This is a genomic window from Pelagerythrobacter sp. Soil_C_18 (genome assembly GCF_057657235.1).
On record NZ_JBDGIU010000003.1, the window covers coordinates 51,827 to 75,541 of the forward strand.

General features: G+C 66.3%; 16 protein-coding genes. 6 read left to right on the plus strand and 10 right to left on the minus strand.

Going from position 1 to position 23,715, the window contains the following annotated elements:
* Positions 1–10 precede the first annotated feature (10 nt).
* From ligD to AC3A5N_RS08385, 5 genes are all read right to left on the minus strand, one after another.
* Positions 11–2,533 carry a DNA ligase D gene (gene ligD / locus AC3A5N_RS08365; protein ID WP_487736864.1) on the minus strand — a complete coding sequence of 841 codons (2,523 nt, stop codon included), beginning with the start codon at positions 2,531–2,533 and terminating at the stop codon, positions 11–13.
* Positions 2,533–3,009 carry an MgtC/SapB family protein gene (locus tag AC3A5N_RS08370; protein ID WP_487736865.1) on the minus strand — a complete coding sequence of 159 codons (477 nt, stop codon included), beginning with the start codon at positions 3,007–3,009 and terminating at the stop codon, positions 2,533–2,535. The genes ligD and AC3A5N_RS08370 overlap by 1 nt, the downstream gene beginning before the upstream one ends.
* Entirely contained in the window at positions 3,009–3,875 is an 867-nt protein-coding gene (ku, locus tag AC3A5N_RS08375; protein ID WP_487736866.1) for a non-homologous end joining protein Ku, read from the minus strand. The genes AC3A5N_RS08370 and ku overlap by 1 nt, the downstream gene beginning before the upstream one ends.
* 121 nt (positions 3,876–3,996) lie before the next feature.
* The gene (locus AC3A5N_RS08380) at positions 3,997–5,040 is read right to left on the minus strand and encodes a substrate-binding domain-containing protein (protein WP_487736867.1); all 1,044 of its coding nucleotides are present in this window, start codon (positions 5,038–5,040) and stop codon (positions 3,997–3,999) included.
* 81 nt (positions 5,041–5,121) lie between these two features.
* Entirely contained in the window at positions 5,122–6,474 is a 1,353-nt protein-coding gene (locus tag AC3A5N_RS08385; protein WP_487736868.1) for an OprO/OprP family phosphate-selective porin, read from the minus strand.
* A gap of 181 nt (positions 6,475–6,655) precedes the next feature.
* Between AC3A5N_RS08385 and ald the strand changes: the two genes are divergently transcribed.
* Both ald and AC3A5N_RS08395 read left to right on the plus strand, forming a co-directional pair.
* Entirely contained in the window at positions 6,656–7,771 is a 1,116-nt protein-coding gene (gene ald / locus AC3A5N_RS08390) for an alanine dehydrogenase (RefSeq protein ID WP_487736869.1), read from the plus strand.
* A gap of 74 nt (positions 7,772–7,845) precedes the next feature.
* Positions 7,846–9,564 carry a sensor domain-containing diguanylate cyclase gene (locus tag AC3A5N_RS08395; protein WP_487736870.1) on the plus strand — a complete coding sequence of 573 codons (1,719 nt, stop codon included), beginning with the start codon at positions 7,846–7,848 and terminating at the stop codon, positions 9,562–9,564.
* A 2-nt stretch (positions 9,565–9,566) separates the two neighbouring features.
* On the opposite strand, the gene AC3A5N_RS08400 is transcribed toward AC3A5N_RS08395, so the two are convergent.
* Both AC3A5N_RS08400 and AC3A5N_RS08405 read right to left on the minus strand, forming a co-directional pair.
* The gene (locus AC3A5N_RS08400) at positions 9,567–11,912 is read right to left on the minus strand and encodes a DNA translocase FtsK (RefSeq protein ID WP_487736871.1); all 2,346 of its coding nucleotides are present in this window, start codon (positions 11,910–11,912) and stop codon (positions 9,567–9,569) included.
* Between the two features lie 208 nt (positions 11,913–12,120).
* Positions 12,121–12,663: a thiamine phosphate synthase gene (locus tag AC3A5N_RS08405; protein ID WP_487736872.1), complete on the minus strand. Its 543-nt coding sequence runs from the start codon at positions 12,661–12,663 to the stop codon at positions 12,121–12,123.
* Between the two features lie 22 nt (positions 12,664–12,685).
* Between AC3A5N_RS08405 and AC3A5N_RS08410 the strand changes: the two genes are divergently transcribed.
* Entirely contained in the window at positions 12,686–13,354 is a 669-nt protein-coding gene (locus AC3A5N_RS08410) for a YggS family pyridoxal phosphate-dependent enzyme (RefSeq protein WP_487736873.1), read from the plus strand.
* Positions 13,355–13,405: 51 nt separating this feature from the next.
* Here the strand turns inward: AC3A5N_RS08410 and AC3A5N_RS08415 are convergent, their stop codons facing one another.
* From AC3A5N_RS08415 to AC3A5N_RS08425, 3 genes are all read right to left on the minus strand, one after another.
* On the minus strand, positions 13,406–16,135 hold the full coding sequence (locus tag AC3A5N_RS08415) for a TonB-dependent receptor (RefSeq protein ID WP_487736874.1): 2,730 nt from the start codon (positions 16,133–16,135) through the stop codon (positions 13,406–13,408).
* A gap of 103 nt (positions 16,136–16,238) precedes the next feature.
* A complete protein-coding gene (locus AC3A5N_RS08420) occupies positions 16,239–18,998 on the minus strand; it encodes a [protein-PII] uridylyltransferase (protein ID WP_487736875.1) in 2,760 nt (919 codons plus the stop codon).
* The gene (locus AC3A5N_RS08425) at positions 18,995–20,692 is read right to left on the minus strand and encodes a class I adenylate-forming enzyme family protein (RefSeq protein ID WP_487736876.1); all 1,698 of its coding nucleotides are present in this window, start codon (positions 20,690–20,692) and stop codon (positions 18,995–18,997) included. Before AC3A5N_RS08425 ends, AC3A5N_RS08420 begins: the two co-directional genes overlap by 4 nt.
* A gap of 150 nt (positions 20,693–20,842) precedes the next feature.
* Between AC3A5N_RS08425 and lgt the strand changes: the two genes are divergently transcribed.
* The 3 genes from lgt to AC3A5N_RS08440 all read left to right on the plus strand — a co-directional run bounded on the left by lgt (position 20,843) and on the right by AC3A5N_RS08440 (position 23,705).
* Complete coding sequence (gene lgt / locus AC3A5N_RS08430) at positions 20,843–21,706, plus strand: prolipoprotein diacylglyceryl transferase (RefSeq protein WP_487736877.1); 864 nt, start codon at positions 20,843–20,845, stop codon at positions 21,704–21,706.
* Positions 21,703–22,767 (plus strand): class I SAM-dependent methyltransferase, encoded by a 1,065-nt coding sequence (locus tag AC3A5N_RS08435; RefSeq protein ID WP_487736878.1) that lies wholly within the window; start codon positions 21,703–21,705, stop codon positions 22,765–22,767. Before lgt ends, AC3A5N_RS08435 begins: the two co-directional genes overlap by 4 nt.
* 365 nt (positions 22,768–23,132) lie before the next feature.
* Complete coding sequence (locus AC3A5N_RS08440; RefSeq protein WP_487736879.1) at positions 23,133–23,705, plus strand: hypothetical protein; 573 nt, start codon at positions 23,133–23,135, stop codon at positions 23,703–23,705.
* Positions 23,706–23,715: the final 10 nt, after the last annotated feature.

A 23,715-nucleotide genomic window follows, 5' to 3' on the forward strand; every position in this document is an offset into this window, starting at 1 on the left:
TACTTCCCGCTCAGATGTCCGGCAAGCGTTGTTCGGCGAAACCCCAGCCGGCCAGTGCCTTCGATTCCGCCCGATTGTGGAGCGCCTTCGCATCGGAGATCGAGAACGGCTGCGCATTCGCGAAGTCATCCAGCTCCTTCCAGGAGATCGGCGCGGCGACCGGCGCGCCTTCGCGCGCGCGGGCGGAGTAGGGGACCACCGCCGTGCTGCCGCGCTGGTTGCGCAGATAGTCGATGAAGATCTTCCCCTTGCGCTTGGCCTTGCTCATCGTGGCGACGAAGCGGTCGGGCTCGGCCATGCTCAGCGCTTCGGCAAAGCGCTTGGAGAAGTCCTTGTGCTCCTCCCACGAATGGCCGGGGGTGAGGGGGACCACGACGTGCACGCCCTTGCCACCCGAAAGCATCGCGAAGCTGGTGAGGCCGAGATCGGCGAGCTTCTTGCGAATGTCCTTCGCGGCCTGTTTGACGTTGCCGAAATCGAGCCCTTCATCGGGGTCGAGATCGAACACCATCCGGTCAGGGTCCTCCACCTCGGTGCTGCGGGCGCCCCAGCCGTGGAATTCGATCGTGCCCATCTGCACGCAGGCGAGCAGGCCCGCGGCGTCCTCGACGTATAGATAGTCTTCGGTACCGCCCTTCTTCTCGGTGATCGGGACGTGATGGACGTGCTCCCCGAACGATCCGGAATCGTGCTTCTGGAAAAAGCACTTTCGCGCCCGTCCCTGGGGACAGCGTACGAGGCTGACCGGGCGAAGTGCGGCGAAGGGAAGCATCAGCGGCGCGATGCTGGCGTAGTAGTCGGCGAGATCGCCCTTGGTCTGGCCGCTGTCGGGAAAGATCACGCGGCTGCGGTTGGAGATCTTCACCGCGTCCGCCACTTCATCCCGAGGCGCCTCATCCGGCTCTTCCGGCGTCACATCCTCGGCGGGCTTGTCGCTTCTCAGGCCGATGAAGCTCGCGTGGCGCACGTTCCCTTCGGCGGTGAACTCGGCGAAGGCGATCTCGGCGACCAGTTTGGGCGCGAGCCAGGTGACCCCGCGCGCGGATACCCTGTCGACCTCGGCGGGCGCTTTCTTGCGCTCCAGCCGTGCCATTTTCTGCGCCAGATCGGCCAGCGTGTCCTGGTTGAAGCCGGTGCCGACATTGCCTTTGTAAGCGAGTTTGCCGTTCTCGTGCTGCGCCAGCAGGAGCGACGAGAACGGCCGGGCCTTCGCGCTCGACTTCTTCCACCCGATGATCACGAATTCCTGCCGCAGCGTGCACTTGACCTTGACCCAGCTGCGCGTGCGCGTCCCGCGATAGGGCGAGTCCACCGCCTTGGAGATGATCCCCTCCTGCTTCGCCTGGCACATGGCGCGGTAGAGCTTCTCGCCTGCCCCGATGACGTGGTCGGCGACATGGATCGGCGGCTCGGCGTTCCTGAGCAGCGCCTCTAGCCGTTCCTTGCGCTCGATGTTCGGGAGCTTGGCCAGGTCCTCTCCATCGACTTCGAGGAGGTCGAAGGCGTGGAAGGTGAGGGCGTCGTCTTTCCCTTGCGAGCCGTGCCCGCGTTTGAGGACCTTCTGAAGCGACGAGAAATCGGGATTGCCGTCTTTCCCGTAAGCGACGATCTCACCGTCGATCAGGCATGACGGCAGGTCGAGCGCCGCGAAGTTCGCGACCAGCGGGGCGAACTTCTCGCTCCAGTCCTTGCCGCTGCGGGTATAGACGCGCACGTCCTCCCCCGCCGCGGCGACGAGCGCGCGGTACCCGTCGAACTTGATCTCGTGCATCCAGCCGTTGCCCGTCGGCACGGCATCGACCAACGTGGCGAGCTGGGGCGGGCGGAACTTCGGCGGCTTGCCGGCCGCGGCCTTGCGCTTTGGCTTGGCCTTGCGGGCGTTGTGCTTGGCCGCCTTCGCCATCTCGCTGGCGAAAGCCTTGCCCTTCTTCCCCTTCAGCGAGTGCTCGCCTTTCACGTCGGCGGCGATCTCCGCCATCGAGCGGCCGGTGAGAACGCTGGTCAGCTCCCGTTCGACCAGCGGGTCGCCTTCTTCGGCATATTCGTCGGCCACTTTGCGCAGCAGCCAGTTTTCACGCTTCTCGCCGGGCTGTTTCTTCATGCGCACGAGCAGCCATTCGCCGTTCATGCGTTCGCCGTGCAGCGTGAAGTGGAGGTGGCCCTTGTCGATGTCCTTCCAGCTCTTGCCTTCGACCGGCGCCCAGGTGCCCCGGTCCCACAGCATCACCGGGCCGCCGCCGTATTCGCCCTCGGGGATCGTGCCTTCGAATTCGGCATAGGACATCGGGTGGTCCTCGGTCCGGACCGCGAGCCGCTTGATGTCGGGGTCCGGTGAGGGCCCCTTGGTCACGGCCCAGGACTTGAGCACGCCGTCCGCCTCCAGGCGGAAGTCCCAGTGGAGGCGCGTAGCGTCGTGCTTCTGGACGATGAAGCGGTTACCGCCCTCGCTGCTGGCGCGCTTGCCGGCGGGTTCCGCCGTCTTGGCGAAGTCGCGCTTGCGGTTGTATTCGGCGAGCGGATTTTTCGCCGCCATCAGCTTTCCCCCTCGATCTCGGTGTCGGGGAAATAGCGCTTCTCGACGAACCACAGCACCGTCAGCAGGATCAGCGAAACACCGATGCCGACCGCCACCAGCGGCCACTGGCCCGCACCGCAGGCGATCCCAACGACTGCGACCAGCCACAGGTGCGCCGCCGTCGTGAGGTTCTTCACCTGGCCTTTTGAGAAGACGATGAGGCCGGCACCGATGATGCCGATGAAGGCGCCGGTCGCCTCGAACACGCGCAGAGGGTCCATACGCACGCCGCCGAGCTGATTGTAGAGAGCGATGATCGAAACGGTCATCGCCGCGGCCGAAAAGCAGATCAACCCGTGGGTACGCAGGCCGGCTGCATGGCCACGCACTTCGCGGTCGAGGCCGAGAACGAGGCCGAGGATGGCAGCGACGCCGAGGCGCGTGAGCAGGTCCCAGTCGATCCAGTGGACCAGGACGGGATCGTTGAGGTCCATCAGGCGCGCTTCCTCGCCTTTGAACCGGTCGACTTCTTCGCCGGGGCTTTCTTCGCCGGGCTCTTCTTCGCAGGCTTGTCGTCCTTCACCGACTTCTTGAGCGCAGCCATCAGGTCGATCACGTTCGACTTGCCGGACGGCGCCGGTTCCTCGACGTCCTCCAGCACCTTCTTGCCCTTCGCCTTGGCCTTCTTGTCGATCAGCTTCCGGATCGCGTCGACGTAGCGGTCGCGGAACTCGCCGGCGTCGAAGGGGGCGCTCTTCTGGTCGATCAATGCGCCGGCGAGGTCGAGCATCTCCTTATCCGGCTTGGTGTCGGGAATGTCCTTGAAGTAGGTCTGCGCACGGCGAACCTCGTCCTCGTAGCGCAGGGTCTCGAGCACGATGCCCTTGCCGCACGGCTTGAGGCTGACGAGCGTCTCGCGCCCGCGCACCGACAGCTGTCCGATCGCCACTTTCCCCTTCTGCCGCAAGGCTTCGCGCAGGACCACGAAGGCTTCCTCCGCCAGTTCGTCCTGCGGGACGACGAAGTAGGGCTTTTCGAAGTAGAACACGTCGATCTCGTGCGCATCGACGAATTGGACGAGTTCCAGCGTCTTGCGACTCTCGATCCGAACCGCCTCGATCTCCTCCTCCTCCAGCAGGACATAGTTCCCCTTCGAGATCTCGTAGCCCTTGACGATGTCGTCGCGGTCGACCGGGCCGAGGCCCTGCACGACCTTCTCGTACTTGATCGGCTTGCCACTCGGTTCGTGGATCTGGCGGAAGGATATCGAAGCGCCGCTCTTGGTCGCGGCGTAGACTTCGACGGGTATCGAGACCAGCGCCAGCCTGATCTGACCCTGCCAATAGGCGCGTGCCGCCATCGTTCTTGTCCCCTTTCGCGCCGATTCAGCGCTTGGCGCGGGGATTCGTTTCCGGACACGCGAAAAGGGCGCCGCCTCTGGAGAGACGGCGCCCTTGTTCTGGAGCCGATGGAGCGACTGGTTATTCGAGCTCGTCGCCGGTCATCGCGGTGTGCTGCGTCGCCGCTTCGAGGTTCTCGGCCATGGCGTCCTCGGGCGAGGGGACCAGGCCGATCTTCGCGAGCGGGCCGCCCTTGCCCCAGCTCCGCGTCCACTCGGCGATGAACTCCTTCAGGCCGGGGATGGCGTCGAGATGCGCCTTCTTGACGTAGATGTAGAGCGGGCGCGCACCCGGATACCTGAAGCTCGAGATGTTCTCGTAGGTCGGCTCGACCCCGTTCATCGGCAGGCCCTGGACCTTGCCGGCGTTCTCTTCGAGATAGGAATAGCCGAACACGCCGACCGCCTTGGGATTGTTGCCGATCTTCTGGACGATCAGGTTGTCCTGCTCGCCCTGGTCCACATAGGCGCCGTCGGAACGAACCTCGGTGCAGATCTGCGCGTGGCGGTCCTCATCACCTTCTTTGATCTGCTCCATTGCCGGGTTGGCGTCGCAGCCGACCTCGAGGACGAGTTCCTTGAGCGCGTCGCGCGTGCCGGAGGTGGAGGGCGGGCCGTAGACCAGGATCGGTTCGGCCGGCAGCGAGGGATCGACATCGGCCCAGGTCTTCGCGGTCTGCTCTTCGCCGTAAGGCTGGGCGGCGATCGCCTTGTAGACGATCTCGGGCGTCAGGTTCATCATGATGCCGCCCTGTGCGGAGGCGAAGGCGATCCCGTCGAGGCCGACCTGCAGCTCGATCACGTCTTCCACGCCGTTCGCCTGGCAGGTTTCGAATTCGCTCTTCTTCATCCGGCGCGAGGCGTTGGCGATGTCGGGTGTCGTCGGGCCGACGCCTGCGCAGAACAGCGCGATGCCGCCGCCCGTGCCGGTCGATTCGATCAGCGGCGACTTGAAGTCGGCATGGGAGCGGGCGAAGTTTTCCGCGACCACCTTGGCGAAGGGATAGACGGTCGACGAGCCAACGGCGCGGATCGAATCGCGCGTGCCTCCTGCGCCCGGTGCGTCGCAGGCGGAAAGCGAAAGCGCCGCGGCCGCGGCGAGGCATAAAGAGATGGTGGTACGCATGGTCTTACCCCTCGGGTTTCAGGATCGCATCGCCGATATGGGCGATCTGTGACAAGTGCATGACAAGAAAGGTCACGCGGTTCAGAAATCGATCTGTGCGCGTACGCCAAAGGCGTCGACACCATAGGACGTGTCGCCGCCCGCGGCAGGAATGGCCGCATTGTCATACTGCATGCGGCCGTAGTTCACCATGAAACGCGTATAGTCCGTCGGCGTCCACACGAGCGAGACGGCATAGCCGTTCTGCGTTCCGCCGACGATTCCCGCATCGGTGAGGTCGAGATAGTCGTAGCGCAGGTTCACCTGCACCGCGCCGAAGCCGCCTTCACCGACCGGATTGGCGGGCTTCACGCGGTCGAACTTGCCGCCCTTGTAGCCGCGGGTGTCGCCTTCAGTGAGGAACATCCCGACTTCGGCATAGCCGCCGAAGAACGTCGGGTCGGCCAATGCGCCGGGCCGGTCCGCCTTCTGCCAGAAGCCCTCGGCCGCCGCGTGGAACGGGCCCGCGATCGCCGCAGTCTCCAGCCCCAGCCCCAACTCGCTCGCCGCACCGAACGCGTCGGTGTCGATGAAGCGGTCGTCGGTGAAGTGCAGGAAGGGCCGCTGGCGGTAGCGCAGCGTCGTTCCCGCTTCGTAGTCTGCGTAGTGGACCGAGCCGCCGAGATGAAGCTGCGTGTCGCCGAATTTCGGCATGAAGACCGCGCGTCCGTCCGCGCTCCAGTTCTCGTTCGACAGGTCGTCCACGTTGTCGGTGAACAGCCCGCCCTGGACCAGCCAGTCGCGGCCGGCATATTGCGCCGAGAGGCCGACGCGCCGCTCGAAGCCGAAGGCATCGGTGAACGCCGCGCGCTCCATGGTCGAGGTGAAGCGGCTGCTGGTCAGCTCCTCCAGACCCTGGAAATTGTTGTGCTGCCCGGCGGAGATCGTCAACCCGCCGGTGCCGTAAGTCAGGATCGCGTCCGAGATTTCGACCTCGTTGCCTGCGAAATCGGCTTCGAACTTGTATCCGAAGCCGCCGGGCATGTCGCCCTCCACGCCCAGGCGGGCGCGGCGGATCTCGTTGCCGAAGCCGTCGTCGGCCCCGGTCGAACCCGGCGCACCGATCACGCCCGCATCGATCTGCAGGCGGCCGCGCGGCTTGAAGCTCCAGCCGCTTTCCGTCTCGATCACCGGCGCACCCTTCCAGGTGACCGTGGTTTCGTCGCCGTTCTCCGTTGCAGGAGCCGCTACCGTTGGCGGGGACGATTCGGCGGGTTCGGCCTCTGCCGCGGCGAGGTCCGCCTCGAGCGTCGCGATGCGCGCGGCCATGCGCGCCATCTCGGCCCGCATCGTGGCGAGTTCACTCTGTATGGCGGCGTCGCCGTCTTGCGCCATTGCGGGTGCGGCGGTGCCGATTGCTATCGCCAGTGCGGAGGCGCGGAGCGCGTGTTTCATTTGGGTTACCTGTAACTGACAGTTGTTCGACCGATGAGTGACGCCGCTATGCCATTTGTGTGACAGACCAATGACAGCACATCGCAATGCGCCGCGCGACGCACCTCCGTTGATCGGGGGCAGACAGCAGGCTGCGCGGTAGTTACAAACGCAACGGCGTCGGCAATGAGGAGTTTCATCCATGCGCATCGGCTGCCCCACGGAAATCAAGAATCACGAATACCGCGTCGGCCTGACACCGGAAAGCGCGCGCGAACTGGTGGCGCATGGCCACGAGGTGTGGATCGAGAGCGGGGCGGGTAACGGGATCGGCGCCGGCGATGCCGAGTATCGCCAGGCCGGCGCGCTCATCAAAGACGGGCCGGAGGCGATCTTCGCCGAGTGCGAGATGATCGTGAAGGTCAAGGAGCCGCAGGCGCAGGAGCGCGCATGGCTGCGTGAAGGCCAGGTGCTCTACACCTACCTGCACCTCGCGCCGGATGCGCCGCAGACCGCCGACCTGGTGAAAAGCGGCGTGACCGCGATCGCCTACGAGACGGTGACGGGCCCCAACGGCTCGCTCCCGCTGCTGAAACCGATGAGCCAGGTCGCCGGGCGCATGAGCATCCAGGCGGGCGCCACCGCGCTGGAGAAGGCGCACGGCGGGCGCGGCGTGCTGCTCGGCGGGGTGCCGGGCGTTCTGCCGGCGAAGGTTCTCGTCATCGGCGGCGGCGTGGTCGGTTTCAATGCGGCGCAGATGGCGGTCGGCCTGGGCGCCGACACGACGATTCTCGACCGCGACCCGGCCGTGCTCGAGCGGGTGGGAATCCACTTCGAAAGCCGCGCCAAGACGCGCTTCTCCAACAAGGCGAATCTCGAGGAGGCGGTCTGCCAGGCCGACCTGGTGATCGGTGCCGTGCTGATCCCGGGCGCTGCCGCGCCGAAGCTGGTTACGCGCGAGTTGCTCAAGTGCATGCAGCCCGGTGCGGTGCTGGTCGATGTCGCGATCGATCAGGGCGGCTGCTTCGAGACCAGCCGTCCGACCACCCATGCGGAGCCTACTTACGTGATCGATGACGTGGTGCATTACTGCGTCGCCAACATGCCGGGTGGTGTTGCGCGGACAAGCACTTACGCGCTCAACAACGTCACGCTGCCACATGCGTTGCAGATTGCCGAGCTCGGCTGGAAGGAAGCGATGCGCCGCGATCCGCATCTCGCCGAAGGGCTGAACGTCCATGCCGGTCAGGTCACGTACAAGGCAGTGGCCGACGAACTGGGATACGGGCATCGCCCGATCGCCGAAGTGCTCGGCTGATCGGGAGGCCTTTCGGCGCACCAGTCGCGCGCGGTTTAAGGCGAAGATAATAATTGTTGCATACCGCGCGCGGCATGCTTCGACGTGCGCTCCAGGGTCTGTTGGCAATCGCCGCCGCCGCGCTGGCGCTGCTTGCCGCGTCTGCGGCGCATGCGCAGCCGATCGCACCCGCGTGCCAGGCAACCGCCACGCTGTCCTCCGATCCCGCAGGCGCCGGGGCGACGGCGCCGCAGTGGCGCTGCGACGGGAGCATCGCCGACTACCGTGCGCCGCGTGCGCTGCTTCGCTTCGACCTCTCACAGACGGGCGAGCGGCCGGCCTATTTCACGACGCGGGCGAGCACCTTCGGCAAGATCGTGATCTCCGTGGTGGACCGCGGAGGCGCGGTGCGCAGCGTCCGGTATGGCATGGACGATGCGGAGCTGATCGGCAGCGGGCTGAACTTCGTCCTGCCGCTGCCTGCGGTCACCCCAAGTTCGGATCGCGTCGTCGTTGCGATCGACGAGGCGTGGGTCGCGCCGCTCGTCTCGGACGGCCGCCTCGTCACCTCGCCCGACGAAGTGCGCTGGCCGCTCGAGACGATGTTCGCGCTGGCGGCGATCTGCGGGCTCCTGTGCATGCCGCTGCTGTTCGATCTCGCGTTCTACCGCATTCTCAAGGCGCCGTTCCTGCTCTGGCATCTGATGTCGGTCTTCGGAATGCTGGCGCTGACGCTCGTCTCCTCGGGGCTGGTGCTGCACTTCGCGGACCTGACGCTATGGCAGGTTTCCATGCTTCTGCCGCTGACCTCGTCCGTGGGGGTTGGAGCCGCGGCAGTCTTCGCTGCGGACTTGTTCGAGAAGGGATGTCTGCCCGAACGCACGCGCCGGCTCCTGCGCTATTTCGCGGCGACCACGGCGGCGACCTCGCTCATCCAGCTGGCCAAGATCCCCATGCTCCGCGAGCATGGTTCGGATATCTTCTATCTCGCCTTCGTGCCGCTGATCGCGCTGTTCTGCGTCGCACTGGGGCAGGCGGCCCTGCGCGGCAGCCGCGCGGCACGCTACCAGTTCGTCGCCTGCATGCCGATCTGGACCGTCGCGCTCCAGCGGATATTCACCAATGTCGGATTCGGCGACGCGCCGCAGGATCAGATCTTCGCCTTCAGCGCGGCGGTCGCGTTCCAGCTGGTCGTCACCTCGCTCGGCGCGGCGGATCGTTTCATGATCCTCAAGGACGAGCGTGACCGCGCCCGCGCGCAGTCGCTCGCGATGGAAGCCATGGCCGAGCGCGATCCGCTCACCGGGCTGCTCAACCGCCGCGCGATCGAAATGCGTTTCGCCGAGCTCCAGCGGCAGGGTTTCGACACCATGGCGCTGATCGATCTCGATCACTTCAAGCGCGTGAACGACACGCACGGCCACCAGGTCGGGGACGACGTGCTGCGCGTCTGCGCCGGCGTCCTCCGCGCGGACGGCGACCGCGATGCGATTGCGTTGCGGCTCGGCGGCGAGGAGTTCATGCTGCTGCTGCGCGGATTGGGAACGCGCCAGCGCGCCGAGCATCTGCGCCGCGCGATCACCCAGCGGGTCGCAACCGACATCGAAGGGCTCGAAGCGCCTGTCACCGCGAGTATGGGCGTGATCGAGGTGCCGGCCGGGGGACTGGAAGGCACGAGCTTCGCGGACCTCTACGCCCGGGCCGACAAGCTGCTTTACGAAGCGAAGGAAGCGGGTCGCAACCGCACGATGCACGAACGCCTGACGCTGTTCGGCGGCCGCGAGCGCGCGGCGCGCGGCGCAGCCGTCGCCTAGATCTAGAGCGGGTTGCCGTCTCGGTCGCGGTAGATCTCGCGGCGGCCGACGTGGTTGGCGGGCCCGACCAGCCCGTCCTCCTCCATGCGTTCGATCCACTTGGCGGCCGTGTTGTAGCCGACGCCCATCTGGCGCTGGAGCCACGATCCGCTGGCCTTCTGGTTCTCGAATACGATCTGGCACGCCTGACGGTATTTGCGCTCGTCCGGATTGTCGCTCGCGGTCAATTCGTCGTCGAAGCTGAAGCCGCCGTCCTCCGGCTCCTCGGTAACGGCGTCGACGTATTCGGGTTTGCCCTGCGCGCGCCAGTGATCGGCCACGGCCTCGACTTCCTCGTCCGACACGAACGGCCCGTGCACGCGCACCATCGCGCCGCTGGATGGCTTGTAGAGCATGTCGCCCTTGCCCAGCAGTTGCTCGGCACCCTGCTCGCCCAGGATCGTACGGCTGTCGATCCGGCTGGTGACGTGGAAGCTGATCCGCGTCGGCAGGTTGGCCTTGATCACGCCGGTGATGACGTCGACCGAGGGGCGCTGCGTCGCCATGATCAGGTGGATGCCGGCCGCGCGGCTCTTCTGGCTGAGGCGCTGGATCAGGACCTCGATCTCCTTGCCCACGGTGACCATGAGATCGGCGAGCTCGTCGACGATCAGTACGATCTGCGGCAGTGGCGCGTAATCGAGCTGCTCTTCCTCGAACAGCTCCTCGCCCGTTTCGGGATCGAACCCGGTCTGTACCCGGCGGCCGAGCGGCTTGCCCTTGGCGATCGCGGCCTTCACGCGCTCGTTGAAAGAGTTGATGTTGCGCGAATTGATCGAGCTCATCATGCGATAGCGCCGTTCCATCTCCTCGACCGCCCACTTGAGCGCGCGGACCGACTTGTGCGGCTCCGTCACCACGGGGGAGAGCAGGTGGGGGATGTCGTCGTAGCTCTTGAGCTCGAGCACCTTGGGGTCGACCAGGATCATCCGGCACTCTTCGGGCGTGAAGCGGTAGAGCAGGCTCAGCAGAATGCAGTTGAGCCCGACCGACTTGCCCGAACCGGTGGTGCCCGCGACCAGCAAGTGCGGCATCGCCGCGAGGTCGGCGACGATCGGCTCGCCGGCGATATCCTTGCCGAGGATGATCGGGAGGTTGCCCTTGGCGTTGGCGAAAGCCTCGCACGCGGCGAGCTCCTTGAACGCGACGGTCTGGCGGTGCGCGTTGGGCAGTTCGATGCCCATCACGGTCTTGCCGGGGATCGGGCTGACGCGGGCGCTGATCGCGCTCATGTTGCGGGCGATATCCTCGGCCAGGCCGACCACGCGGCTCGCCTTGATGCCGGGGGCGGGTTCGAGCTCGTACATCGTCACGACCGGGCCGGTGCGGACCGCGGTGATCTCGCCCTTGACGTTGAAGTCGTCGAGCACCGTTTCGAGCAGGCGGGCGTTGCGCTCGAGCGCGAGCTTGTCGAGCTTGGGACCCTTGTCGGTGGGCGGTTCTTCGAGGATGTCGAGGCTGGGCAGCTCGTAAGCGGCGAACATGTCGCGCTGGGCGGGCTTCGCCAGCGCCGCCTTCTTCGGCGGTGCGGTGCGCTCCGCGATCTCGGGGCTGCGGCGGGGAGGTGAGACGGTTTCCGCCGTGTCCTCGTCCTCCTCGGCGGCGACCGTGGCTTTCGCCGGCCGCCGCTGCTTCGAAAGGAAGGGAATGTCTCCCTGCGGCAGCGCGGGCGCGCGCTTGAGGAACATCGGCAGGGTCAGCAGCGCGCGCCAGTCGATCGCGAAGACGCGGGTCAGCAGCGCGACGCCGAGCGCGAGGCTCGCCAGCGTGATACCGAGGATCGCCCAGCCCTGGGCGCCTTCCGGCAGGCGTCCGGCTATCCCCTCGACCGCCGCCGCGCCGAGCAGCCCGGTGATTCCGCCCATCGATGCTGGCAGCGGCCAGCCCGGGCCGGCGAACGCGAGCGCGAGCACGGTGGACACCAGCACCATCGCCAGCAGCAACATGCCGACGGGGCGCAGCCAGTGCGTGTCGGTGTCGCGGTCCTCCTCCTCGACATCGCGCCACAGCTTGCGCGCGCCGACATAGAGCAGCGGGAGCAGGAGCACCGCGCTGAGGCCGAACAGGAATAGCGCCCGCTCTGCCGCCCAAGCCCCGCTCGCACCCATCCAGTTGGCGATGTCGGTGCCGGAGGCGGCCGTGGAGGGGCTCGGGTCCGTGTGCGTGTAGCTGACCAGCGACAGCGTGAGGAACACGGCGGCCGCGAACAGCACGGCCGCGCCCGCCATTTGCGCGGCACGGCGCAGCGAACGCCGCAACGCGGCGCGCCAGTCTGCTGTTGGCGATTTCCCGATCGCGCGGGTGGCCATCTCGTTCCCCTGCTTCCCGTGAGCTGCCATCATGCGCTTGGGGGGACTCCCGCGTCAAGAATCCTGCGGCAGAGCGCTTCTTTAACCGATATGGTTCATTTTGTCAAGAGGCGGACAGTGAGTGGTCGTCGTGGCCCCCTCCTCCGCCCACCGCGCTCTCCGCGCCCCAGTTTACCTGTCATCCTGGCTTTCGCTGAATGGCGGGTACTCAAGAAAGTCCGTCGATGGCCGCCCAGCGCGGCCAATCGAGTTCCTGCGCGCGCGCCGCCGTCATGCCGCCCAGCGCGATCACTGGCATTCGGGCAAGCACCGCCAGCGCGCGAAATCGCTTCGGGCCGAGCGCCGGCGTATCCGGGTGCGAGCGGGTGGCGAAGACCGGCGAGAGCATCGCGGCGTCGGCGCCGATCGCGTTGGCCGCCTCGATCTCGGCGCGGTCGTGCGCGGTGGCGATCCGAAGCTTTGGCCCGCCGGTCCCGATGCGGCCAGGCGGGCCGTAGAGGCCGTCCGCGCCCCAACGTTTCGCGTCGCCCGCGCTGCCGGAAAGGATCGCCGCGTGCCCGCACGTGCGCGCCACCTGCGCCAGTTCGTCGAACCGGCGGCGGCGCGCGTCGGGCGCAAGGTGGTAGTGCCGGAAGACGAAGCCCGAGCCCTGGGGCAGCGCGCGAAGCGTCTGTTCCAGCCGCGCATCGTTGCGCGCATCGGAGAGCAGCCACAGATTGGGCAGGGGCTCACAGGTCTGGCGTCGGGGCACGTGCACGCTATAGCGCGGCACGATGGAAAACCCAGAGACCCCGCTCGACCAAGTCCGTGCGAACATTGCGAAGGCGTGCGCGGTTGCCCGGCGCAAGCCCGACGAAGTCACGCTCATCGCGGTGAGCAAGACACACCCGGCCGAAGCCATCGAGCCGCTGCTGCGACAGGGTCAGCGCGCGTTCGGGGAGAACCGCGTGCAGGAGGCGCAGGGCAAGTGGCCCGCACTCCGGGAAGCGAACCCGGCGGTACAGCTCCACCTCATCGGGCAGCTTCAGTCGAACAAGGCGGACGAGGCCGTCGCGCTTTTCGACGTTATCCATTCGCTCGACCGGCCAAGCCTCGTGAAGGCGCTCGCACAGGCGATGGACAAGGCGGACAAGCGCGTGCCGTGCTTCGTCCAGGTCAACATCGGTGGTGAGGAGCAGAAGGGCGGCTGTGCGATCGGCGAACTGCCGCAACTGTTGAAGCTGGCTCGCGAGGCCGGGATCCCCGTCGCCGGCCTCATGTGCATTCCGCCCCTCGAGATCGAGCCCGCCCCGTTCTTCGCCTTGCTCGACAAGCTGGCGCGCGACCACGGGCTGGCAGGGCGCAGCATGGGCATGAGCGGCGATTACGAAACCGCCATCATGCTCGGCGCGACACACGTACGGGTAGGCACAGCACTGTTCGGCACGCGGACCCTGAAATGAAAAGGGGCGCCCGAGAGCGCCCCTTTCCATCGTTGGTGTTTTTGCTGTGCGTCAGAACTCGCCCCGCACTGTGATGCCGTAAGTCCGCGGCTCGGCGAGGAATGCCGAGTAGGTCTGCTGCGGAGCAACGAACGGCGTATTGAACGCGATCTGGGTGTAGTCCTTGTCGAACAGGTTCTGCACCCAGCCTTCGATCGAGAACCGCCCGGCGATGTTGGTCACGCCGACGCGGCCGTTGACGATGAAGTAGCTGTCCTGCTCCTTGCCGTAGAGCAAGTCGGAGCCGGTGTTGTAGTCGTCGGTCAGGCGTGCGTTGAAGAACACGAGCCCCCGCAGACCGCCCGGCGTCAATTCCGGCGTCCACGACACGGACGAGGTCGCGACCCACTCGGGCGCGTTCGACAGGTTGTCACCTGGCAGCAGACGCAGCGCGGGATCGAGCGGCGCGCCGCTGTCGTCCCCGATCAGGTTGTCCTCGTAGCTCGTGTCCGAATACGTCAGGCCCATCGTGAACGCGAGATCGGGAACGGGGTTGAGCGACGCCTCGAACTCGATGCCCTGTGCGATCACGCCCGGCTGCACGTCCTCGGGAGCGCAGGCGCCGGTCGTGGCGCTTGCATCCTGGTCCGCGCCGCCGAGATCGGCGGAACAGGCGTTGATGTTCTGGACCAGGTAGAACGACCCGTTGAAGGTGTTGAGCTGGAAGTTCGAGAACTCCTGGCGGAACGCCGCCACGCTCAAGCCGAACTGGCGTGTAGAGTACTTGGCGCCGATCTCGAACGCGTCGACCGTCTCCTCCGCGAACTGCAGCGATCCGACGTCGATCGTATCGGGATCGAACGCCACCGGGCTCGAAAGCGCCGAGCGGTCGAGGTTGAAACCACCTGCTTTGTAGCCGCGCGAGTACGAACCGTAGAGCAGCAGGTCGGGAGTCGGTTTCCAGCTCAGCACCGCCGTGCCGGTGAACTCGTCCTCGTCACGCGTATCGCTGAGGGTGAGCCCGTCGAGCTCGGAGCTCGAGTTGCCCTGGCACGAAAGCGAAATGATGCCGCCCGCAAGCGGGGCGAGCGCCGGCACGCCGAGGAGCCCGCCGAGCAGGGCGCGGTTGGTAGGGCAGATCGTGTTGTCGTTGTTGAACGCCGCGTCGAAGTCCTTGGTTTCGTTGGTGTAACGAAGGCCAAGGGTGAGATCGACCGTGTCGGTGATGTGGAAGATGTTGTGCGTGAACAGCGCGAAATTCTTGCTCGTCTGATTGTAGATGTCGCCCGTGCTGCCCAGGTCGCTGATGCTGCCGAGATTGTTGATCGCGGCAAGGATCGCCGGGGTGGCGGGGCCGAATGCAGGCGTGCCGGTGAGGGTGCCGTCGAGCGCCGCCACATTCGGGCCGAGGCAGTTCTCGGCAGCCGGGTTGGCCAGAGCGGGATTGATCGCGAGTGCGATGCGGCAGGCTGCGAACGTGCCGTATTGGTCGCCGAAGCGCAGATTGTCGCGCACTTCCAGCTTCTCGTTGGCGTAGTAGCCGCCCACGAGCCAGTCGAGCCGGTCGTCGAACGCGGAGCCCTGCAGGCGCAGTTCCTGACTGAAGGTCTTGAACTCGCGGGCACCGGCGAAATCGCCCGGGGCGCGGTAGATGATGTCGACTTGCGTGTAGTCGGTGTCGGACGCCTGGGTGTTCGAATACTCGCGGTAGGCGGTGATCGAGGTCAGGCTGACGCCGCCGAGATCCCAGTTGAGCTCGCCCGACACGCCGTAGTCTTCGGTAGCGCCTTCGTAGGTCCGTCCGGGCGTGACGTAGATGTCGCGGTTGAACGTGCCCTGGTTGAGCGCGCGCGGATCCTGGCCGAGCGCGATCATTATCGGGATGATCGGGTTTTCGGTGCTGGTCAGGGGCGGACCGCCTTCGGGCCGGGCGAACGAGTCGAGCCCCGGGCTCATCCGCGCAAGCGGTGCGAAATCGGTCTGCACGAACGTCGCGGCGCAGCACGCCTCGTCCTTCTTCGAGTAGTCGCCGACCAGGCGGAAGCTGAGCGTATCGCTCGGCTCGAACAGCATTTGCCCGCGCACTAGGTAGCGGTCGCGGTTGTTGACGCTCGTGTCGTTGTTGACGTCGTTGTAGAAGCCGTCGCGCTTGAAATAGACGCCGTCGACGCGCGCCGCGACCGTCTGGCCCAGCGGCACGTTGATCCCGCCTTCGACGCGGATCGCATCGTAATTGCCGTAGGTGAAAGCGCCGTAGCCGCTCGTCTCGAACTCGGGCGGGGCGGTGTAGATGCTGATCAGGCCGGCGGAGGCGTTGCGGCCGCCCAGCGTGCCCTGCGGGCCGCGCAGGATCTCGATCCGGTCGATCGGCCCGAGCTCGCTCAGCGCATTGCCCGAACGCGAACGGTAGACGCCGTCGACGAACACCGCGACCGAGCTTTCGAGGCCCGGGTTGTCGCCGACCGTGCCGATCCCGCGGATGCGTGCCGAGCCGTTGGCTTCGTTACCGGTGGAGGAGACGAGCAGCGAAGGCGCCACCTGGTTCAGTTCGCGAATGTCGTTGGTGCCTGACCTCTCCAGCATTTCGCCGGAGACCGCCGAGACGGCGACGGGAACGTCGGCCAGCGACTGTTCGCGGCCCTGTGCGGTCACGACGATGACCGGCCCGGTCGCCTCGGGCGCAGCCTCGGTTTGCGCGGCCGGTTCCTGAGTTCCGGTGTCCTGGGCAAGTACCGCCTGGGGAAGCAATGCAATGCTCACACCGGCGAGGGCCAGCGCGCGAATGGATACCTTATTTCTCATGTTGTTCTCCTCCACCAAAACTTGACGCTTTCGTTAACGTGAACGCGGTCTGGAGGAAACATCGTTTCCACGAACGGCCAAATTCCGCCGCTCTGTGTTGCATTCACGTCGCTTCGAGTTCGGCCTGCCGCCGGTCGCTCGCGGCGTCGAGCAGGGCAGTCTCGATCGCGGTGATGCGTTCGGCCGCCTCGACCTTCTCGCCCAGCAGGTCGGTCACGTAGAACGTGTCCGCCGCGCGCTCGCCGTAGGCGGTGACGTGAGCGGAGTGGACCATGAGCTGGCTGTCGAACAGGGCGCGTGCGAGCCGGTTGAGCAATGCGGGCCGGTCGCGCGCGTTGACCTCGACCACGGTGAAGCGGTTCGAGGCCTTGTTGTCGACGATCACCCGCGGGCGAACGTCGAACGCCTTCGCGCGACTGTGCGGCAGCGGGCGCCTGGCCAGGCGGGGGACCAACTCGATACGGTTCGCGAGCGCGTCGCCGATGGCGGTTTCGATGCGATCGAGCTGCGCCGTTTCGTGAAACGGCTGGCCGTGCGGATCCTGGACGAGGAAGTTGTCGACTGCCCAGCCGGCGCGGGTCGTGTGGATGCGCGCATCGATGATGTTGGCGCCCGCCAGATGGATGCCCCCGGCGATACGGTAGAAGAGGCCAGGATGGTCCGCCGCGATCACGCTCACCAGCGTCGCTCCGCGCGAGGGGTAGACTTCACAGTGCACGGACAGCTCGCGTTGATCGCGCCGCGCGCTGTCGAACTGGCGCAGGTTGAGCGCGATGATGTCCTCCGGCTCCGCGATCCAGTAGGGGTCGCCGAAATCGGCGGCATGGAGGCCGACGAGCTCCGCGTCTGCGCCCAGCAGCTCGCCGACGGCCTGCTTCTTCGCCGCCACCCGCTCCTTGCGGCCGTGACGCATATGGCCGAGCCGCAGCCGCTCGTGCGCCGCGTCATAGAGCTCGCCGAGCAACTGCCGCTTCCAGCTGTTCCAGGTGCCGGGGCCGACCGCGCGGATGTCGACCGCGGTCAGGATCAGCAGGTGCTGAAGCCGCTCGACGCTCTGCACCTGGGCGACGAAATCCTCGATCGTTTTGGGGTCGGTCAGGTCGCGCTTGAACGCGGTCGCGCTCATCAGCAGGTGCTGCCGCACGAGCCAGGCGACGAGATCGGTCTCATTCTCGCTCAGTCCGAACCGCGGGCAGAGCTCGCGCGCGACGCCCTCGCCGAGCACCGAATGGTCACCCCCGCGCCCTTTCGCAATGTCGTGCAGCAGCACCGCGACATAGGCGGCGCGGCGCGAAGCCAGCTTGTGGATCAGCCGCGTGGAGCGCGGATGATCCTCGGCCAGTTCGCCCTTCTCGATCCGGCTCAGCAGCCCGATCGCGCGGATCGTGTGCTCGTCCACCGTGTAGTGGTGGTACATGTCGAACTGCATCTGTGCGTTGACCTTGCCGAAGTCGGGCACGAAGCGGCCGAACACCCCAGCCTCGTTCATCCAGCGCAGGGCGGTTTCGGGATCGTTGCGGCCCGCGAGGAGCTCGAGGAACAGCGCATTGGCGCGCGGGTCGTCGCGCACCTCGGAAGTAATGAGCCGCGAATCTCGATCGGCCTGGCGCATGGTCGCCGGCTCGATCTCGAACCCCTCGGCTTCCGCGATCCGGAAGATTTCGATCAGCCGCACGGGATCCTTGCGAAACCAGTCGTCGTGCGGCGTCCCGATGCGGCCCCCGAACACGCGGTAGCCCTTCAGGCTGCGCGGGCGCGCCTTGAACCCGGCGAGCAGCCCCTTGCGCGCGTGCCTCTGGGCGAACTGCTCGTCGATATGGGCGAGGAACACGCCCGTCAGGCTGCCGACGCGCTTGGCCTGCAGGAAGTAGAATTGCATGAACCGCTCGACCTGGCTCTTGCCCGGGCGATCGACGAAGTTCATCCGCATCGCGACCTGGCGCTGGAGGTCGAAGGTCAGCCGGTCCTCGGCGCGTCCGGTGATCATGTGCAAATGGCAGCGCACCGCCAGCATGAAGCCTTCGGCGCGCCGGAAGCTGCGATATTCCTGCGCGGTTAGCAGGCCGACATCGACCAGTTCCGCGGCGCTTCGCACCTTGTGGATGTATTTTCCCAGCCAGTAGAGCGTCTGCAGGTCGCGCAGGCCGCCCTTGCCGTCCTTGACGTTGGGCTCGACGACATAGCGGCTGTCGCCCATCCGCTTGTGCCGCGCGTTGCGCTCCGCCAGCTTCTCGGCTACGAACTGGCGCTCGGTGCCGTTCACCACGTCGGCCCAGAAGCGCCGCCGAGCCTCGTCGTGGAGCGGCTGGTCTCCCCAGACGTAGCGCCCCTCGAGCAGCGCCGTGCGGATGGTGACGTCCTCTTTCGCCATGCGCACCATGTCATCGGGCGTGCGGCTGGAGTGGCCGACCTTCAGCCCCAGGTCCCACAGAAGGTAGAGCATGGCCTCGATCACCTGCTCGCACCACGGTGCGCTGCGGGTGGGAGTGAGGAAGGCGATGTCGACGTCCGACTGGGGCGCCATCTCGGCCCGGCCGTAGCCGCCCACCGCAAGGATCGCGAGCCGCTCCCCTTCCGAACGGTTACCGACCGGATAGACGTGCTCGACGACGTAGTCGTGGATCAGCCGCACTATCTGATCGATTAGGAAGGCGTGGCCGGCGACGCATTCGTGGCCCGCGTGAGGTTTGGCCTCGAGCCGCCGGCGGAGTTCCTCGCGGCCTCTGCCCAGGGCATCGCGAAGCGTGTCCACCACCGCATTGCGCGCATCCGCACCGCGGCCCTCCACCAGCCCGGCGATCGCTTCGGCCAGGGCGCGCCGGTCGAGGATCGCGCGCTGCTTGGGGACGCGGACCTGGTTCAAGCGTCGAGCAGCTCCTTCCCGAACGCTGCGCGCACCGCACGCTTGTCGATCTTCTGCGTGCCCAGCCGCGGCAGCGGCTCCTCCGCCCGCCAGATGCGCTCGGGAATCTTGAATGGCGCGAGCCGACCGGCGAGGAATTCGCGCAGCTCGTCGGGAGTCAAGGTGCAATCGTCCTTGCAGTAATAGACCGCCGCCGGGACTTCGCCGAAGCGCGCGTCGGGCAGTCCGAAGACCGAGCATTCCGCGACCGCGTCGTGCCCGTAGATCGCCTGCTCGACATCGAGGCAGGAGATGTTCTCACCGCCGCGGATGATGATGTCCTTCTTGCGGTCGACAATGAAGACATAGCCATCTTCATCGAGATAGCCGAGGTCCCCGCTGCGGAAGTAGCCGTCGTCGAAAAACGCCGCAGCAGTCGCCGCGTCGTCCTTCCAGTAACCGAGGAAGTTGGCAATCGAGCGAATGCAGATCTCGCCGACCGCGCCCTGTGGGAGCGGCTTGCCGTCCTCGTCGAGAATCGCGAGGTCGACCAGCGGCCGGCTGGCGCGGCCCGTCGAGCCGGGCTTGGCCATGTAGTTCTCGTTGAAGTTGCCGCAGCCCACGCCGTTGGTTTCGGTCAGGCCGTAACCGAGCAGCGGGAAGCCCTCGGGAAAGGCGTCCTTGATCTTGGTCACGTGGTCGACCGGGCGGGGAGCGCCCCCGGCGGCGAAGCTCTTGCAGGCGGTGAGGTCGAACTGGTCGCGCTCGGGATGGGTCGCGATCTCGTAGCTCATCAGCGGCACGCCGACGAAATAGCTGACCTGTTCCGCCTCCATCAGCCGCATCGCCTCGCGCGCGTCCCATTTGGGCATCAGCACCAGCTTGCGGGCGATAGCGTAGCTCTGGAGATAGAGCGGCACCTCACCTGTCACATGGAACAGTGGCACGGCGATCAGCGCGCAGGCCTGCCCTGAGGGCGGATCACCGCGCTGGGTGAGAAGCTGCGCGGCCATCGCGCTCTGCGAGACATAGCTCATCGTACCGTGGACGACGCCGCGATGATCGGACCAGGCGCCTTTCGACTGACCCGTCGAGCCCGAGGTGTAGAGGATCGTCGCGAGATCGTCCGGCCCCAACTCGCCGAGCATGCGCATCGCGACGTCGCCTTCGCCCCAGATCGAGGCGAGCCCTTCGGACGGAGGGAGATCGTGAGAGATCGTGACGACCTTGGCCGGGTGGTCGGTCCCCTCAAGCCGGCGCGTCCGCTCCTCATCCGCAAGCACGAGCGAACACTCGGCGATGCGGACGCCGTAGGCGAGCTCCTCGCCGGTCCAGAACCCGTTCAGCAGCGTGGCGCAGCCGCCGCCCATGATGACGCCCATGTAGGCGACGATCCAGTTGGCCGAATTGCGCGCGGCGATGCCGATGCGGTCGCCCTTCTTCATGCCGTGCTTCTCGACCAGCCCGGCCGCGACATGGCTCGCCGCCGCCCAGCATTCGCCGAAGGTCAGCCGGCCGCCCGCGTCGACGAGGAAGGGGAGGTCCTTATGCTCGTTGCAGTAATGCGCGAAATAGTGCGCGAGAGTCGGCGGCGCGTTCTTGAACGCCGGGATCGTCCGGCCGAACCGTTCGAACGGCTCGGTCTCGAACGGCATACCCGGCCCGGTCAGCACGTCCATGATGCGTTCCAGATCGTTGTCCAGCTCGCTCGGCATTCGTTTTCTCTCCTCTCGCCTCCGGCCCCGCGCCTCGGCTGCGATAAATCGCGCCGGCCGCCTGAACGCAGGGTTTAACCCCGTCTCGCTCTATGCCAAAAGCCGCGCGAATTCCCGCGCGGCGGGAGCTTTTGATAAGGGGTTCGCCTGTTGCTGTCACTACTTGCCGCCACGGCAGGAGCTGCCGATCCGATCCAGTGGGCGGAACTGGGCCTGACGCCGGGAATTGACCTCGGCTTCTTCACGCTGCGCTGGTATTCGCTCGCCTATCTCGCCGGCATCGTGCTGGGCTACTGGCACTTGTCGAAGATGATCAAGGCCCCGGGCGCGCCGATGGCGCAGCGCCATGCCGACGACCTGTTCTTCTACTGCACGCTCGGCATCATCATCGGAGGACGGATCGGCTATGCGACGTTCTACGATCCCTCGCTGTGGACCAGCCTGCGGTTCTTCCAGCTCTGGACCGGGGGGATGAGCTTCCACGGCGGACTGGCCGGCGTGCTGGTGGCGATCGCGTTCGTATCGTGGCGTGGAGAGCTCTCGTTCCTGCGCGTCGCCGATTACATCGCAGTCAACGTGCCCTTCGGCATGATGTTCGGCCGCCTCGCCAACTTCGTTAACGGCGAACTCTGGGGCCGCCCGTCGGACGTGCCGTGGGCGATGGTCTTTCCCGGTGCAGGGCCGCTTCCGCGTCACCCCTCGCAGCTCTACGAAGCGGCGCTCGAAGGCGCGCTGCTGGTGATCGTGCTGCTGTTCCTGTTCTGGCGGACCCGTGCGCGCTACCGCCCCGGTCTGCTGGTCGGCGTCTTCACGGCGGGCATTTCGCTTGGTCGCTTCACGGTCGAGTTCTTCCGCGAGCCTGACGCCCAGCTCGCCGAGTTCGCCGCGGACACCGGCCTCTCGATGGGGCAGTGGCTGACGATTCCGCTGATCGTGCTCGGCCTTGCTGTGACCGTGCGTGCGCTGATGCGGCCGCCGCTCGCCAGCGGCCAGGCTGCACCCGGAGCCGCATGAGCGCCGAACGTGACGACGACCTTGCGGCGATCTTCCGCCGGCTGATCCGCAATACGGGTCCGATCTCGCTCTTGCAGTTTATGGGCGAGAGCAACGCGCGTTACTACGCCAACCGCGATCCTCTCGGCAGCGAGGGCGACTTCGTCACCGCGCCCGAGATCAGCCAGATGTTCGGCGAACTGATCGGCTTGTGGCTCGCCGACATGTGGATCCGCGCGGGACGGGATGAGCCGGTGCTCTATGTCGAGCTCGGTCCCGGCCGCGGCACCCTGGCCAAGGACGCACTGCGAGCGGGCAAGCGATACGGCTTCGCGCCCGACGTCCACCTCGTCGAAGCTTCGACCGCGCTGCGTGAACTCCAGGACGAAGCAGTCCCCGGCGCGATCTGGCATGCCGATCTCTCGACCGTGCCCCAGGACGCGCCGATGCTGCTGGTCGGCAACGAGTTCCTCGATGCGCTGCCCGTGCGTCAGCTCGTCCGCACGGCCGAAGGCTGGCGCGAACGAATGGTCGGGCTGGACGGCGACAACTTCGTCTTCGTTGCGGGCGCCCAGCCGATGGATGCCGCCGTGCCGGACGAATGGTGCGAGGCGCCGCAGGGAACACTGCTGGAAACCAATCCGGGTGCGGCTGCGGTCGTCTACGAGATTGCCGGGCGGCTCGCCGAACAGGGCGGGGCTGCGCTGCTCATCGACTACGGCAGCGATGAGGCGCGCACCGGATCGACGCTGCAGGCCGTCCGCGCCCATGCCAAGATCGACCCCTTCGCGGCGCCGGGCGAGGCGGACCTCACCGCGCACGTCGACTTCGCGACCCTCGCGCGGATCGCGCAGTCGCGCGGGGTGCGGCACCTCGGCACCGCGACGCAGGGAGACTGGCTGCGCACCCTCGGCATCGACATGCGCGCCCAGACCCTCGCCTCCCGCGCGCCGCACTATGCCGAGGACATCGAGATCGCGAAGCAGCGGCTCGTCGCGGGCGACCAGATGGGCGAGCTGTTCAAGGTCATGGGCCTCGCCGGGCCCAGTTGGCCCGACGGCGCGGGGTTTGGGGCAGACTAAAAAAGGGCGCTGAGCGAGAACGCCTTGGGCCACACATCGGTAGTTAGGCGGCATTCCCTTCTTCGCAGCGGCACGTGACGCGCGAACACCACGAGTTCCGCACGGCGAGCGAGACCAGTCCGCCGTGCAGCGGCCTCCACCATCGAGCGCTGTACGCAGGCCCGGGCCCTTCTCGGAGGGCGCTCGTCGCGTTAGTTGGTAAGTCTAATCCAAGTATAACTACTTATACGTAGTAATGCCTAGACGGCGTGTAAGCACTTCTCTCCCTCCTAATTCAAATTGACATTGACGTAAATGTAAGCTACAAAGTGTTAGCTAGGTAAATCGGCCTAGCACAACTGCGATAAGAGAATGGGAGATGTGAAATGAAGAAGGCAGTAGCTTTGCTGATCGGTTCGGTTGCGCTGGTCGGGTCCCAGGCCGCGATGGCTAATCATCCCTACATTACGCCACAGGCGCCGTGGACGTTCACGGGAACGGTCGATGTCGAAAAGGGCATTGCGCTCACGTGCACTGCTACCGTGACGATCACCGGTCCCAACGACGCAGCGGATACCAGTCCGCCGTTCAATCATACGGATGTTCAGAATCTCAGCGCGAGCATCACGCTGACCGGTGGCACGCTGGGCCTCTGCAGTGCAGTCAACGTCGCACCGACCGCGGATATCACTTACGTCTCGACGGGAAACAGCAGCGGGGTCTTCACGCTCCACGACGTCTTCGTGACGACCATCACTCCCGGCAACTGCGAAGGCGATATCACTGCGGTGTGGACCGAAGGGGCGCCTGACACCTTGGCCGTCTCGGGCGTCCTTCCGGCGGTGAGCGGCTCGGACTGCCAGATGAACGGCACCGTCAACCTGACTTCGCCTTCCTCGGGCAACACGAGCGCTCCGGGCGATTCGGATCACAATCCGAACCACGGCAACAACGAGTAACGCCATCAGC

What these genes read in the sequence shown, in the direction of transcription:
- ligD (WP_487736864.1), bottom strand. Translation starts at nt 2,533, where the DNA reads ATGGCGGCGAAAAATCCGCTCGCCGAATACAACCGCAAGCGCGACTTC.
- AC3A5N_RS08370 (WP_487736865.1), bottom strand. Translation starts at nt 3,009, where the DNA reads ATGGACCTCAACGATCCCGTCCTGGTCCACTGGATCGACTGGGACCTG.
- ku (WP_487736866.1), bottom strand. Translation starts at nt 3,875, where the DNA reads ATGGCGGCACGCGCCTATTGGCAGGGTCAGATCAGGCTGGCGCTGGTC.
- AC3A5N_RS08380 (WP_487736867.1), bottom strand. Translation starts at nt 5,040, where the DNA reads ATGCGTACCACCATCTCTTTATGCCTCGCCGCGGCCGCGGCGCTTTCG.
- AC3A5N_RS08385 (WP_487736868.1), bottom strand. Translation starts at nt 6,474, where the DNA reads ATGAAACACGCGCTCCGCGCCTCCGCACTGGCGATAGCAATCGGCACC.
- ald (WP_487736869.1), top strand. Translation starts at nt 6,656, where the DNA reads ATGCGCATCGGCTGCCCCACGGAAATCAAGAATCACGAATACCGCGTC.
- AC3A5N_RS08395 (WP_487736870.1), top strand. Translation starts at nt 7,846, where the DNA reads ATGCTTCGACGTGCGCTCCAGGGTCTGTTGGCAATCGCCGCCGCCGCG.
- AC3A5N_RS08400 (WP_487736871.1), bottom strand. Translation starts at nt 11,912, where the DNA reads ATGGCCACCCGCGCGATCGGGAAATCGCCAACAGCAGACTGGCGCGCC.
- AC3A5N_RS08410 (WP_487736873.1), top strand. Translation starts at nt 12,686, where the DNA reads ATGGAAAACCCAGAGACCCCGCTCGACCAAGTCCGTGCGAACATTGCG.
- AC3A5N_RS08415 (WP_487736874.1), bottom strand. Translation starts at nt 16,135, where the DNA reads ATGAGAAATAAGGTATCCATTCGCGCGCTGGCCCTCGCCGGTGTGAGC.
- AC3A5N_RS08425 (WP_487736876.1), bottom strand. Translation starts at nt 20,692, where the DNA reads ATGCCGAGCGAGCTGGACAACGATCTGGAACGCATCATGGACGTGCTG.
- AC3A5N_RS08435 (WP_487736878.1), top strand. Translation starts at nt 21,703, where the DNA reads ATGAGCGCCGAACGTGACGACGACCTTGCGGCGATCTTCCGCCGGCTG.
- AC3A5N_RS08440 (WP_487736879.1), top strand. Translation starts at nt 23,133, where the DNA reads ATGAAGAAGGCAGTAGCTTTGCTGATCGGTTCGGTTGCGCTGGTCGGG.